Here is a 13,184-nt window from a genome sequence, read left to right as displayed (position 1 = left end):
CAAGGACCGTAGCCCTGAGCCTGTCGAAGGGCGCCTCACTGAGAAGCGTCCTCCGACAGGCTCAGGGCTGCGGTTTTTTCAGAACCAGAGGCGCACCCCCGCGACGAAGCTGGTCCCGCCGACACCCTCGCCGGCCGCGCGCGCGAAACGGGCGGTATCGCCGATCTTGCGGCCATATTCGACGCCGACATAGGGCGCAAATTCGGGGACGATTTCGTACCGCAGACGCAGACCGAGTTCGATATCGGAGAGGCCGCCGCCAATGCCGAGTTCGGGGACATCCTGCGCCGCCACATTCGCCTCGAAGCGGGGTTGCAGGATCAGGCGCTGGGTGATGCGCTGGTCGTAGCTGCCCTCGGCGCGCAGGTGTACGTCGCCCTTGTTCGAGACGAAGGCCGTCCCCTCGAGGTGGAACCAGTAAGGCGCGACGCCCTCGATCCCGATCGCGGCATAGGTGCGCGACGGGTTGGGGGTGATATCGTAGCGCACCCCGGCGCTGACGTCCCACCAGGGATCGATCGCGCGCGCGTAGCGCGCCTGCACCTCGGCATGGTCGAGACCGCCGCCGAAATCGCCCTCGCCTTCATATTTGAGCTTGAGGCGGTCGACGTCGCCGCCGAACCAGGCCTCGCCTTCCCAGCGATAGCCTTCCCTGCCGTCGCGGACCTGTATTTCGGCGAGGTCGAGCGCGATCTTCGAGAAGCTCATGCCGCCATTTTCGTGGATCAATATATCGCGCGCGCGCTGCATCGCCGCGCGGTCATAGACGGCGTCGGCGGCATGGTCGGCGGGCGGGGTCGGCGCCGGGGCGTTACCCACCGAGGCCTCGGCCGGCATTGGGTGGCCAACGTGAGGATCGGGCGCCGGTGCCTCTTCCGGCATCCGGTGACCGGCATGGGGATCGGCGGCGGGCGCGGCGGGCATGACATGGCCGCTATGATCCTGGGCGACGGCAGGCGATGCGAGCGCCAGCAGCGGAAGGAGAAGGAGCGTGCGCATCATTGGTGCCCTCCATGCGTCCCATGATCGCCGCCGCCTTCGTGACGCACCGTCACCACGCGAAACATGCCCGAATGCATGTGCATCAGCATATGGCAGTGGAAGGCCCAGTCGCCGAGCGCGTCGGCGGTGAGGTCGAAGCTGAGCTTGCTGCCGGGCAGCACATTGACCGTGTGCTTCATCGGGTGATGACCGGGGTTGCCCGTCACGACCTCGAAAAAATGACCGTGGAGGTGGATCGGGTGCGGCATCATCGTGTCGTTGATCAGGTTCACGCGCACGCGTTCCTTGTGGTGAAAAGCGATCGGGTCAGGATTTTCGGACAGCTTCACCCCGTCGAACGACCACATATAGCGTTCCATATTGGCGGTCAGATGGACGTCGAGCTGGCGCGATGGGGCGCGGCCATCGGGGTTCGGATCGCGCGACTTGAGATCGCGGTAGGTCAGCACGCGGTGCGGCACATCCTCAAGTCCGGTCGGACGATCGCCGAGGCGGTCCATCGGCATCGGCGACACCGTCGCGACGCCCGGGCCGTATTGGATGTCAGGCGCGGCGGACTTGTCACGCATCTTCATCACGCCATGATCCATGCCCGCCATCTCGTGGCCCATCGCCGCATGATCCATCATGCCCATGTCCTTCATGGTGAGCAGCGGACGTTCGCGCAGCGCCGGAATGGGCGCAACCAGGCCCATCGTCGGGGCCAGCGTCGCGCGCACCTGTCCCGACCGGTCGAGCGCCTCGGCGATGAAGCCATAGGGCTGCGCGGCGGTCGGCGTGACGATCACGTCATAGGTTTCCGCGACGGCGATCTGGAATTCGTCGATCTCGACCGGCTGGACCGCGAGGCCGTCGGCCTGGACCACCGTCATCGGCAGGCCGGGAATGCGGATGTTGAAATTGGTCATCGCCGACGCGTTGATGATGCGCAGCCGGACGCGCTCGCCGGGGGTGAACAGCCCGGTCCAGTTGCCCGTGCTGTCGTGGCCGTTGACGAGATAGGCATAGGTGCTGCCGGTGATGTCCGAAATATCGGTCGGGTCCATGCGCATGCCGCCCCACATGCGGCGGTCGGCGCCCTTCTGGTCCTTGCCCGCGAGCTGGCCCGCGAGCGTCTGTTTCCGGCGGTTGAAATAGCCGCCCTGCTGCTTGAGCTTTTTCAGCAGGACATGCGGGTGGAGGAAGCTCCAGTCGGCGAGCACGAGGACATGTTCGCGGTCATAGGGTGCGGGTTCGGCGCCGGCGGGATCGATGACGAGCGCGCCGAACAGCCCCATCGCCTCCTGCATGTTCGAGTGACTGTGGTACCAATAGGTCCCCGCCTGGCGCACCGGAAATTCATAGGTGAAGGTCTCGCGCGGGCGGATGCCGGGGAAGCTGATGCCCGGCACGCCGTCCATCTGGAACGGCAGCAGCAGGCCGTGCCAGTGGATCGACGTGTCCTCGTCGAGCGTGTTGGTGACATGGATGCGCGCGGTCTGGCCCTCGCGCAGGCGGATCAGCGGCCCGGGCAGGCTGTTGTTGACCGTGACGGCATGGCCGCTGGTGCCGCCGAGGCGGAAGGGCATATGGCCGATCGACAGGCGGATATCCTCGCCCGACAGCGTGCCGGGCCCCGCGAGATGGCCGTCGTGGCCCGATTGCGCCCAAGCCGGCAGGGCAAGCCCGCCGCCGAGCATGGCAGCGCCGGCAAAAAAGCCGCGCCGCGTCAGTTGGTGATGCATTTGTTCAGTCCTGAATCCATGGCCCGAGCATCGGCGTCGGGCCGACGGGTTCGAGCGAATCGTCAATTGAAGCGGATTCAGGCGGCTCGTGGAGGGGGGATGGCGGGGGTCGTCTGGCCGCCATGGCGCGATGCGAGGATGGTGGCCGCGACGATTTCGGGCGCCGCAGCAGGCTCGGAGACAAGCGCGGGCGGCGCGGCAATCGCCGGCAGATGGCAATTATGCTTGCAATCATGCGGACCGTCGGCGTCGGGCATCTGGTGATGCGATGCGCCATCGGGCTGGCTCGCGGCCATTTCGGCGCAATGGTCGCTGGGCGCCGGGGCGCCGGTTTCGGCCATGGCGCAGCCGGTCATGCCCTGAAAGGCGAAGGCGACGGCGAGCATCAGGCTGAGCAGCGAGCGGATCATGCCAGGCCAAAATAGGCCGATCGGCAGAGGCTGCAAGACATTTGCTCGATGATTTAACCCGGATCCTGGCTATTCTCGTCACACTGAACTTGTTTCAGGGTCCATGGCCTGCCCTGTCCTTCGGCGCAGCGCAGACCGACGGCCCAGACCATGGATGCTGAAACAAGTTCAGCATGACGAAGATTGGAGGGATGGGCTCATCATCCCCAACGCCGCCGTCAGCCCGCAGGCCAGTAGCGTTTCCGCACCGCCTGTTTGTAGAGCTTTCCGGTGTCATGGCGCGGCAGCGCGGGGTCGAAATCGACCGAGCGCGGGCATTTGATCGGGCTCAGATGCTCACGGCAATAAGCGATCAGGCGCGCGGCGAGGTCGGGACCGACGTCGTTCCAGTCTTTGGGCTGGACCACCGCCTTCACCGCCTCGCCCATCTCGGCGTCCGGCACGCCGATCACCGCGACGTCGGCGACCTCGGGATGCTGGATGAGGAGATTTTCGGCCTCCTGCGGATAGATGTTCACCCCGCCCGAGATGATCATAAAGCTCTTGCGGTCGGTGAGGTAGAGATAGCCATCGGCGTCGAGATGGCCGATGTCGCCGAGCGTCGACCAGCCGGGATGGCGCGGATGGCGGGCGTCGCGGGTCTTGTCGGGATCGTTCAAATATTGGAAATCCCAGCCGCCCTCGAAATAGACGAGACCGTCGACGTTCGGGCCGACTTCTTCGCCATCGTCGCCGCAGATATGGAGCGTACCCCAGTCGGCGCGGCCGACCGATCCGGGATGGGCGAGCCATTCTTCGGGGGTGATGAAGGTCGAACCATTGCCCTCCGACCCGCCATAATATTCATAGACGATCGGGCCGAGCCACTCGATCATCCGGCGCTTGACCTCGACCGGACAGGGCGCGGCGGCGTGGACGATTTTGGTCAGCGACGAAATGTCGTAGCGCGCACGGACGTCGTCGGGCAGCGCGAGCAGGCGGATGAACATCGTCGGCACCATCTGCATGAAAGTGACGCGATGTTTCTCGATCAGGCGCAGCACCTTCTCGGCGTCGAACCTGTCCATGATGACGAGCGTCGCGCCGAGGCGGTGCGCGGACATGCCATAAGCGAGCGGCGCGGTGTGATAGAGCGGCGCGGGCGAGAGCAGGACGCTGTCCGGGCCGATGCCGTAGCGTGCCGCCATACGCTCGGCGAGCATATGCGGGGCGTCGGCGGGTTCGCCCGAGAGCGGCAGGCGGATGCCCTTAGGGCGCCCGGTGGTGCCCGAGGAATAGACGAGGTGATAGCCCGCCGATTCGTCGGCGATGCGGGTCGCGGGCCGGGCCGCAACGGCGGCTTGCCAGGATGGCGCGAGGCCGGCGCCGAGGTCGTAGATATGCGTGACATCGGGGATGAGGTCGGCGCAATTTTCAACCAGCGCGGCGGCGGCGGGGACATCGGCGTGGGTGACGAGCAATTTCGAGCCGCTGTCGCTCAGGATATAGGCGGCTTCCTCCGCTGTGAGCTGGCTCGAGATCGGGCAGAGATAGAGCCCGGCGCGCTGTGCCGCCCAATAGATTTCGAAATATTCCCGGGCGTTCTTCAGCCAGACCGCCACCGTATCGCCCGGACCGATGCCAAGCGCACGAAACAGGTGCGCGCCGCGATTTGCGACGGCCTCGAGTTCGGCGTAGCGTGTCGCCGCGCCGCTCGCCGCCATGACGATCGCCGGGCGTTCGGGCGACGTTTGCGCAAAATGCCGTGGGTGCATCCTGATCCCTTTGCTGTTTTGAGTTGTATAACTACGTTTACTTTCTATGTCGATTGACATATTGGCGGAGCAAAGGCGACAGACGGGCGCCATGGGAAAGGATCGAGTGACATGGAACTGAAGCCGGGTTCGCGCTGGAAATCCGCGGTGTGCGACGCGCAGCTGGTCGTCGTGCGGCCGCCGAGCGCCGCCGGCGAACTGCAGTGCGGCGGGGTCGCGGTGCTGCCGATCGACGATACGAGCGTGCCGAGCGGCGCCATCGATCCGGCCTTCGCCGAAGGGGTGATCATCGGCAAGCGCTACACCGACGAGGCGAGCGGTATCGAGGTGCTGGGCGCCAAGGCGGGCAAGGGTTCGCTGGCGTTTGGCGGCACCGCGATGACGATCAAGGGCGCCAAGCCGCTTCCCGCCTCGGACTGACGGCCCATGCGTACGCCGCTGCTTCTCGACATCGCCGCCGACGCCTGTTGCGACCGGCAGGCGCTCGGCGCGCGGGCCGACGGGCTCGATTTCGACGGCTATCGCGCGCGGGCGACGCAGGTCGCGGCCTGGCTGGCGGCGAAGGGCAAGGCCAACACCGCCTTCCTCGGCATGAACGGCAACGCCCTGCCCCTGCTGCTGTTCGCGAGCGGGATGGCGGGCACCCCCTTCGTACCACTCAACTATCGCCTTGCCGACGCCGACCTGAACAAGCTGGTCGCGCGGAGCGCACCCGCCGTGCTGGTCGCCGATGACGACATGCTGGGACGGATCGCGCCGGTCGAGGGGGTCGAACTGATCGCGCGCAGCGACTTCGAGGCGCAATTCCTGAGTGGCGAGACGCCCGAGAAGGTCGACCTGCCCGAGGCCGAGACCGACATCGCGGTGCTGCTGTTCACCAGCGGCACCACCGGCGAGCCCAAGGCGGCGGTGCTGCGCCACGGCAATCTGACCTCCTATGTGATGTCGACGGTCGAATTCCTCGGCGCCGACGAGGATGAGGCGGCGCTGGTCAGCGTGCCAAGCTACCATATCGCCGGCATTTCAGCGATTTTGACGGCGGCCTATGGCGGACGGCGGATCGTGTACCTGCCCGCCTTCACCGCCGAGGACTGGGTCGCGACGGTGGCGCGCGAGGGCATCACGCACGCGATGGTCGTGCCGACGATGCTCGATCGCATTCTCGATGTGATGGCGACGACGGGCGAGACGCTTCCGAGCCTGCGCGCGCTGTCCTATGGCGGGGGCAAGATGCCCGAGCCGGTGATCGCACGCGCGCTGGCGATGCTGCCGCATGTCGCCTTCGTCAACGCCTATGGGCTGACCGAGACGAGTTCGACGATCGCGCTGCTCGGCGCCGAGGATCATCGCGCCGCCTTTGCCTCCGACGACCCCGTCGCGCGGCGGCGCATCGCGTCGGTCGGGCAACCGCTGCCGAGCCTCGAACTCGAGATAAGGCGCGAGGACGGGACATGTTGCGAACCGGGCGAGCATGGCGAGATCCATGTGCGCGGCGAACAGGTGTCGGGCGAATATCTGCACAAAAAGGCGATCGCCGACGACGGCTGGTTCGCGACCAACGACGCGGGTTGGCTCGACGACGGCGGTTACCTGTTCGTCGAGGGGCGGCTCGACGATGTGATCGTGCGCGGCGGCGAGAATATCTCACCGGGCGAGATCGAGGATGTGCTGCGCGGCTTCGACGATATCGCCGACTGCGCGGTGCTGGGCATTCCGTGCGTGCAATGGGGCGAAAAGGTGGTCGCGGTGATCGTGTCGCGATCGGGCGCGCCCGACACCGACGCGATGGCGGCTATGATCCGGACCAAGCTGCGGTCGACGAAGACCCCCGAGCAATGGTTCGTGCGCGACGAGCTTCCCTACAATGAAACCGGCAAGCTGCTCCGCCGCATCCTCAAGGCCGAACTGGCGGATGAGGCCTGCGCGGGATAGGGTCGCGCCATGACGACGCCCGATCATCGCGCCGACTATCTGGGGGCAGACCGCCTGTCGGCGCCGGGTGGCGAGCCGGTGCTGGTGGTCGATGCGGCGAAGTGGCGGCGACCGAGGGCGCCGATCCAGACGGTGGTGATCGGGGTCGACCGCGACGGTGCGATGCCGGCGGTCGTGGCGGACGATTTCGACATGCTGGTCACGGCGGCGGTCGGCGCGCCGCGCCCGTGGGTGTCGCTGGGCAGCTTTTCGCAGGTGGACGAGTTGGCCGATGCGGTGCGCGCCCTTCCGCTGGCGGCGACGATTGCCGCGCAACTGCTGCGGCTGACGCAAAAAATGCCACTGGCCGATGCGCTGACAGTTGAATCCTTCGCCTATTCCTCGTTGCTGGGCGGCGCAGAGTTTGCGCGCTGGCTGGCGGCGGCCAAGATCGACGATGGGCCGCCGACGCCCGCCGAGCCGGTGGCGGTCGCACGCGATGGCGACCGGCTGACGCTGACCCTGAACGATCCGACCAATCACAATGCGATGACCGCCGCGATGCGCGATGCGCTGTACGAGGCGCTGGCGAATGCACTCGACGACCCGAGCGTTCCCACGGTCCTTCTCCAGGGTGCGGGCAAATGTTTCTCGACCGGCGGCGACCTGCCCGAATTCGGCACGGCGCGCGACCTGGCCGAGGCGCATATGGTGCGGACGCTGCACAGCTGCGCGCGCGCGCTCGATGCGCTGGGCGATCGGGGGGCGGTGCGGCTGCATGGCGCCTGCATCGGATCGGGAATCGAAGTGGCGGCGGCAGCGCATCACCGGGTCGCGGCGCCCGACGCCTGGTTCCAGCTGCCCGAACTCGGCATGGGGCTGATCCCCGGCGCGGGCGGGACCGCGACGGTCGCGCGGGCGATCGGGCGGCATCGCACTTTGTGGATGCTGGTGTCGGGCAAACGCGTCGGGGCGACGCAGGCACTCGACTGGGGGCTCGTCCACCAAATCGAAGGCGGCGCGTGAGCGCATTGCTGGACGCGGTCGCGGCGGCAGGCGAGCGGCTGGTCGCAGCGTCAGGCGGCCGTATCCTATTCGACCCGCGCCGCGCGCTGTCGCGGCACGACGATTTATTGCTCGCCGCGCCCGGCGAATGGTCGCCGAACCGGCATTGCCGGCTGGTGGCGTGCCGTGAGGGGTGGATGGCGGTGTCGCTGGCGCGGGACGAGGATCGCGAACTGGTTCCGGCGTGGACGGGTTGCGATTTCGACGACGATCCGTGGGAGGCGATCCTTGGCGCAGCCTCCCGACAGGTGACGGCGGCGACGGTTGCGTCGGCCGCCGCATTGCATCTGCCGGTCGCACGGGTTGGCGAAGCCGCGCCGCTGGCGCCGTGCGCGTTGCAGCCCGCCGCGCCGAAGGACGGGATGATACTCGACCTGTCGGCGCTGTGGGCGGGGCCCTATTGCGGGGCGTTGTTGGCGGAGGCGGGGCATGCGGTGGTCAAGGTCGAAAGCCCAGCCCGACCTGACCCGACGCGGCGGCACACGCCGAAGCTCGACGCGCGGTTGAACGGCGCGAAGCGGCATCGGGCGATGGCGCTCGACGGCCCCGAATTGATCGCGATGATCGGCGAGGCGCGGGTGCTGATCACGGCAGCGCGGCCGCATGCGCTGGCGCGGCTGGGGCTCGACGAAGCGCGGCTGTTCGGGATCAATCCCGACCTGTTGTGGATCGCGATCACCGCGCATGGCTGGACCGGCGAGGCGGCGATGCGCGTCGGGTTCGGCGACGATTGCGCGGCGGCGGGCGGGCTGGTCGGGTGGGACGGCGAGGCGCCGCGCTTCCTCGGCGATGCGCTGGCCGATCCGCTCACCGGATTGACCGCCGCGACGCTGGCGCTCGAGGCGATGGCGGGTGATCGCTGTGGGGTGATCGACATTTCGCTGGCGCGCACCGCCGCGACTTTCGCAAAGGCACTGGTGTGAGCGGCGCCTTCGACCTGATTATCCGCAACGCGCGCGGTGCCGATGGCGCGCCCTTGGCGGTGGCGGTGCGCGACGGACGGATCGCGGCGATGGGCGCGGCGGTCGCCGGGCATGGTCCAGAATATGATGCGCGGGGGCTGACGCTGGGCGCCGGGCTGCACGATCATCACCTGCATTTGCTGGCTACGGCGGCGCGGATGGAGTCGGTCGATCTCGCCGATTGCCAAAGCGTCGATGCGGTGATCGCCAAACTGCGCACCGCAGCGGGCGAGCCGGGAACGAGGGTGCGCGCGATCGGTTATGACGAGCGGGTCGCGGGGCTTCCCGATCGCGTCCTGCTCGACGACTGGCTGCCCGACCGGCCGTTGCGGGTGCAGGACCGCACGGGGGGCTATTGGCTGCTCAACAGCTTGGGGCTGGCCGAGCTGGGCGAAGCGCCCTTCCCCGCCTGCGTCGAACCAGGCGCCGACGGACGACCCAACGGCCGCATCTGGCGCGGCGACGCCTGGCTGCGCGAACGGATCGGCGGAGCGCCGCCGTCGCTGGCGGCATTGGGCGCAAAGCTCGCCGAGTGGGGCGTAACCGGGGTTACCGATGCGGGGGCGTCGAACGGCGCGGCCGAGGCGGCGTTGCTGGCGGGCGCAATGCCGCAGCGGCTGGTGATGATGGGGACCGAGGCGTTGCCGGCCGGCGACGGCTATGTGCTGGGCCCGGTGAAACTGCTGCTCGACGAGAATGATCTGCCGCCGGTCGAGGCGGTGGCGGGGCGGATCGCGGCGGCGCGGGCGCTGGGACGGAATGTCGCGGCGCATTGCGTGACCTTGGGGGAGCTGGTCTTCTATCTGGAAGCGCTGGCGGTTGCAGGGGGCGCGAGGCGCGGCGACCGGATCGAGCATGGCGGGATGATCGCGGCGAGCCTGATCGGCGATATCGCGGCGGCGGGGCTGACGGTGGTGACGCAGCCGAACTTCATCCATGATCGGGGGGATCGTTATCGCGCGCAGATGGACGGCGATGCGCTCGATGATCTCTATCGGCTCGGCTCGCTTACGCGCAGCGGGGTGTCGGTGCTCGGGGGGTCGGATGCGCCCTACGGCGATGCGAACCCATGGGTGGCGCTACGCGCGGCGACCGACCGGCGGACACGGGGCGGCGATGTGATCGGGGGCGGCGAGGCCATCGGGCGCGCGGAAGCGCTGGCGCGGTATCAGGTGCCGCTTTTGGTCGGGGGGCCGGCGGACCTGATGCTGTACGACTGGCCGGAGGATGCCAGTGCGCTCGGCACGGTCGCGCTCACGGTGGTCGGCGGTCAGATCCTATCGCAACAATAACACTATCGTCATCCCCACGAAGGCGGGGATGACAGTATAATGATATGCTAGGTCAGTCCCGCACCAGCAGCATCGCCCCCGCCAGCGGGCCGCCCGAGGTCGAGGTGGCGCAGACTTGCGGGTCGCCCTTCACCTGCCGAACCCCTGCCCGGCCCCAGAGCTGGGTGCAGGCTTCGTGGACCGCGCCATAGGCGTGGAGGCGCCCGCCCGACATCGCGCCGCCGCCGGTGTTTACGGGGAGCTCGCCTTCGAGGGCGATGCGATGGCCGCCGTCGATGAAATCTTTCGCGCCATAGCGCTCGCAGAAACCGAAATTTTCGAGCCAGTTGATCGTGTGGAAGCTGAAGCCGTCGTAGAGCTGCGCGATATCGACGTCGGCGGGTTTGAGGTCGGTGCGGCTCCACATCATCTCGGCGACCTTCGGCTGCGCCTGGGTGTCGAGTTCGGCGAGCTGGGTCCAGCTGTTGCGGTAGCGCATCGACGAGCCGATCGCCTCGATGCGGATCGGCGGGTTCCGCAAGGTCCGCGCGACATCCATGCGCGAGACGATAATCGCTGCGGCGCCGTCGATGGGGACGTCGCAGTCGTAGAGGCACAGCGGCGTCGCAATCAGCGGCGACGCGAGGTAATCGTCGATGGTGATCGGCGCCTTGTAGATTGCCTTGGGATTGAGCGCGGCGTTGCGGCGCTGGCCCACCGCAATCTGGCCCACCTGATCGGGGCGGATGCCGCTCTTGTAGACGTAGAGGTTGAAGAACAGCGCCTGCTGCAGCGCGGCGGCATAGGTGTAATAGGGCGCGTACCAGGCGAAGGGGCCCGCCTGACGCTGGCCTTCGCGGAGCAGCGAATTGGCGTAGGCGGTCTTACGCGCTGTCGCCTCGTACATGGTACGGAAGATCAGGACGTTGCGGCAGAGACCCGCGGCGATCGCGCCGATCGCGTTGAACACCGCGCCATATTGGCCGGGCGCCTCGCCGCCGCCGCCATACCAGCTGACTTGTAGCCGCAGCGCATCCTGTAGTGCGGCGCAGCCGACGGGCGAGAAGCCCGAGCCGTCGGCTTTCTCGCCGGGCCAGGTCGCGATGCCGTCGATATCGGCGCGGGTCAGGCCGGCGTCGGCGATGGCTTCGAGCGCGGCATCGACGGTGAGCGCGAGCGCGGATTTGTCGGCGCCGCGCGAGACATCGGACATGCCGACCCCGGTGATCGCGGTATTTTTCTCGGCGAAGCGCGTCATGCGGTCACCGGGCGGAAGAGCGGGACCCAGAGGTCTTCGGTCTGTTCGAAGACGACTTCGACCTCCATATCGAAATCGACCGCATCGGGCGCGCAATCGACGATGTTGCAAGGGATTCGGACATCGTCCTGCTCGGCGATTGCGACGAGCGCGAGCACATAGGGCTCGGTCAATTCGGGGACCCATGCCTTGTGATTGATCGTGAACGTCACCACCCTGCCCCGTCCCGACACCGCCTGCGGCGCGACGTCGCGGCTTTCGCATCTGGGGCAAAAGGGCACCGGCGGATGGACATAATATTCGCACGCCGCGCAGCGGTGGATCGCGAGCTTGCCGTCGCGGCCCCATGTCCAATAGGCCTGATTGTCCCGGTCGATCACCGGCAGCGTTCGCGCGATCATGTCTCCCTCCCACTTATTATACTATGTCATAAACCAAGAGTTGACACATCGTCAATTTTTGCGATGATGAGGGCAACAACAAACCATTTGAGAGGAGAGTCGCCATGCAGATGGACGACATGGTGATCATCAGCGTCGACGATCATGCGGTCGAGCCGCCCGAGGCCTTCATCCGCCATTATCCGGAAGGGAAGAAGGACCGCGCGCCGCGCATCGTCCAGGACAATGGCAAGGATATCTGGTCGTGGAACGGCCAGCGTTTCCCGACCATCGGCCTCAACGCCGTCGTCGGCCGCCCGCGCAGCGAATATGGCATGGAGCCGAGCGCGTTCGAACAGCTTCGCCCCGGCACCTATGACCCCAAGCTGCGCGTCGACGACATGAACGCCAATGGCGTGCTCGCCTCCCTCAACTTTCCGACGATGCCGAGCTTTGCCGGCGGGACCTTCGTGTCGATGGCGCAGAAGGATCCCGAGGAGGCGCTGCTCGCCTGCCGCGCGTGGAACGACTGGCATGTGCAGGAATGGTGCGCGACCGCGCCGGGCCGCTTCATCCCGATGTGCCTGATCCCGATGTGGAACATGGACGACACGCTGACCGAACTGAAGCGGATGAGCGACCTCGGCGTCCATGCGGTCAGCTTCTCCGACAATCCGTCGAACATCGGCCTGCCGAGCATCCATAACGAATATTGGGAGCCGTTCTGGAAGGCGTGCAGCGATTACAAGATGGTGATCAACTGCCATATCGGTACCGGCGCGCGCGCGATGCATCCCTCGCCCGAAAGCCCGATCGACGCATGGATCACCGCGATGCCGATCTCGATCGCCAATTCGGCGGCCGACTGGACCTTCGCGAAATTCTGGCAGCGCTATCCCGATTTGCGCATGGCGCTGAGTGAGGGCGGCATCGGCTGGATCCCCTATTTCCTCGAGCGCGCCGATTTCACGCACGAGCATCATCACGAATGGACCTACACCGACTTCAACGGCGAACGGCCGTCGGACCTGTTCAAGCGGCACATCATCTGCTGCTTCATCGACGACCAGTTCGGCGTGAAGAACCTGGAATATATGAACACCGACATGATCGCCTATGAATGCGATTATCCGCATTCGGACACGGTGTGGCCCAATGTCCCCGAATATCTGTGGGCATCGGTCAATGGGCTGGAGAAGAATGTGGTCGACAAGATCACCCACCTCAACGCGATGCGTGAATATAGCTTCGACGCCTTTGCGCTGAACGGCGGGCGCGAAAATTGCACCGTCGCGCACCTGCGCGAGTTGGGCAAGGACGTCGACGTCAGCCCGCGCCACAATCTGGGCGGGCTCAAGACCGACAGCATGGACGCGATCGGTCAGGCGCGTCGTCCGGTGACGTCGGGCGACATCGAACGCATGTTCGCTTCGGCCTGAGCGGAGGA

Annotated in this window: 12 protein-coding genes; 6 read left to right on the top strand and 6 right to left on the bottom strand. The window is 66.7% G+C overall.

Going from position 1 to position 13,184, the window contains the following annotated elements; genetic code table 11:
* Positions 1 to 78: 78 nt before the first annotated feature.
* The 4 genes from ACREB7_RS05440 to ACREB7_RS05425 form a co-directional block, all read right to left on the bottom strand.
* Positions 79 to 999, bottom strand: a complete 921-nt coding sequence (locus ACREB7_RS05440; RefSeq protein WP_431591303.1) for a copper resistance protein B — start codon at positions 997 to 999, stop codon at positions 79 to 81.
* A complete protein-coding gene (locus tag ACREB7_RS05435; protein ID WP_431591271.1) occupies positions 999 to 2,726 on the bottom strand; it encodes a copper resistance system multicopper oxidase in 1,728 nt (575 codons plus the stop codon). Before ACREB7_RS05435 ends, ACREB7_RS05440 begins: the two co-directional genes overlap by 1 nt.
* A gap of 77 nt (positions 2,727 to 2,803) precedes the next feature.
* Complete coding sequence (locus ACREB7_RS05430) at positions 2,804 to 3,136, bottom strand: hypothetical protein (protein ID WP_431591270.1); 333 nt, start codon at positions 3,134 to 3,136, stop codon at positions 2,804 to 2,806.
* 218 nt (positions 3,137 to 3,354) lie between these two features.
* On the bottom strand, positions 3,355 to 4,890 hold the full coding sequence (locus tag ACREB7_RS05425; protein WP_431591269.1) for an acyl-CoA synthetase: 1,536 nt from the start codon (positions 4,888 to 4,890) through the stop codon (positions 3,355 to 3,357).
* Positions 4,891 to 5,001: 111 nt separating this feature from the next.
* Here ACREB7_RS05425 and ACREB7_RS05420 point away from each other — a divergent pair, with 111 nt between their 5' ends.
* The 5 genes from ACREB7_RS05420 to ACREB7_RS05400 are packed head-to-tail and all read left to right on the top strand — an operon-like array spanning position 5,002 to position 10,120.
* On the top strand, positions 5,002 to 5,310 hold the full coding sequence (locus tag ACREB7_RS05420) for a hypothetical protein (protein WP_431591268.1): 309 nt from the start codon (positions 5,002 to 5,004) through the stop codon (positions 5,308 to 5,310).
* A gap of 6 nt (positions 5,311 to 5,316) precedes the next feature.
* Positions 5,317 to 6,822, top strand: a complete 1,506-nt coding sequence (locus ACREB7_RS05415) for a class I adenylate-forming enzyme family protein (RefSeq protein WP_431591267.1) — start codon at positions 5,317 to 5,319, stop codon at positions 6,820 to 6,822.
* Between the two features lie 9 nt (positions 6,823 to 6,831).
* The gene (locus ACREB7_RS05410) at positions 6,832 to 7,827 is read left to right on the top strand and encodes an enoyl-CoA hydratase/isomerase family protein (RefSeq protein ID WP_431591266.1); all 996 of its coding nucleotides are present in this window, start codon (positions 6,832 to 6,834) and stop codon (positions 7,825 to 7,827) included.
* Positions 7,824 to 8,789 (top strand): CoA transferase, encoded by a 966-nt coding sequence (locus ACREB7_RS05405; protein WP_431591265.1) that lies wholly within the window; start codon positions 7,824 to 7,826, stop codon positions 8,787 to 8,789. The genes ACREB7_RS05410 and ACREB7_RS05405 overlap by 4 nt, the downstream gene beginning before the upstream one ends.
* Positions 8,786 to 10,120: an amidohydrolase family protein gene (locus ACREB7_RS05400; protein WP_431591264.1), complete on the top strand. Its 1,335-nt coding sequence runs from the start codon at positions 8,786 to 8,788 to the stop codon at positions 10,118 to 10,120. The genes ACREB7_RS05405 and ACREB7_RS05400 overlap by 4 nt, the downstream gene beginning before the upstream one ends.
* A 52-nt stretch (positions 10,121 to 10,172) precedes the next feature.
* Here ACREB7_RS05400 and ACREB7_RS05395 read toward each other — a convergent pair whose 3' ends face one another.
* Both ACREB7_RS05395 and ACREB7_RS05390 read right to left on the bottom strand, forming a co-directional pair.
* On the bottom strand, positions 10,173 to 11,357 hold the full coding sequence (locus ACREB7_RS05395; RefSeq protein ID WP_431591263.1) for a thiolase family protein: 1,185 nt from the start codon (positions 11,355 to 11,357) through the stop codon (positions 10,173 to 10,175).
* Positions 11,354 to 11,758 (bottom strand): Zn-ribbon domain-containing OB-fold protein, encoded by a 405-nt coding sequence (locus ACREB7_RS05390; protein WP_431591262.1) that lies wholly within the window; start codon positions 11,756 to 11,758, stop codon positions 11,354 to 11,356. Before ACREB7_RS05390 ends, ACREB7_RS05395 begins: the two co-directional genes overlap by 4 nt.
* Before the next feature lie 104 nt (positions 11,759 to 11,862).
* Here ACREB7_RS05390 and ACREB7_RS05385 point away from each other — a divergent pair, with 104 nt between their 5' ends.
* Positions 11,863 to 13,176 (top strand): amidohydrolase family protein, encoded by a 1,314-nt coding sequence (locus ACREB7_RS05385; protein ID WP_431591261.1) that lies wholly within the window; start codon positions 11,863 to 11,865, stop codon positions 13,174 to 13,176.
* Positions 13,177 to 13,184: the final 8 nt, after the last annotated feature.

The sequence above is a fragment of the Sphingopyxis sp. genome (genome assembly GCF_050725615.1).
Taxonomy (GTDB): domain Bacteria; phylum Pseudomonadota; class Alphaproteobacteria; order Sphingomonadales; family Sphingomonadaceae; genus Sphingopyxis.
Note: the sequence above shows the minus strand (reverse complement) of the source record. Positions and strands in the feature narration are given on the sequence as shown.

Coding starts and splice junctions, on each gene's coding strand:
- ACREB7_RS05420 (WP_431591268.1), top strand. CDS start 5,002: ATGGAACTGAAGCCGGGTTCGCGCTGGAAATCCGCGGTGTGCGACGCG.
- ACREB7_RS05395 (WP_431591263.1), bottom strand. CDS start 11,357: ATGACGCGCTTCGCCGAGAAAAATACCGCGATCACCGGGGTCGGCATG.
- ACREB7_RS05430 (WP_431591270.1), bottom strand. CDS start 3,136: ATGATCCGCTCGCTGCTCAGCCTGATGCTCGCCGTCGCCTTCGCCTTT.
- ACREB7_RS05415 (WP_431591267.1), top strand. CDS start 5,317: ATGCGTACGCCGCTGCTTCTCGACATCGCCGCCGACGCCTGTTGCGAC.
- ACREB7_RS05435 (WP_431591271.1), bottom strand. CDS start 2,726: ATGCATCACCAACTGACGCGGCGCGGCTTTTTTGCCGGCGCTGCCATG.
- ACREB7_RS05440 (WP_431591303.1), bottom strand. CDS start 999: ATGCGCACGCTCCTTCTCCTTCCGCTGCTGGCGCTCGCATCGCCTGCC.
- ACREB7_RS05425 (WP_431591269.1), bottom strand. CDS start 4,890: ATGCACCCACGGCATTTTGCGCAAACGTCGCCCGAACGCCCGGCGATC.
- ACREB7_RS05385 (WP_431591261.1), top strand. CDS start 11,863: ATGCAGATGGACGACATGGTGATCATCAGCGTCGACGATCATGCGGTC.
- ACREB7_RS05390 (WP_431591262.1), bottom strand. CDS start 11,758: ATGATCGCGCGAACGCTGCCGGTGATCGACCGGGACAATCAGGCCTAT.
- ACREB7_RS05410 (WP_431591266.1), top strand. CDS start 6,832: ATGACGACGCCCGATCATCGCGCCGACTATCTGGGGGCAGACCGCCTG.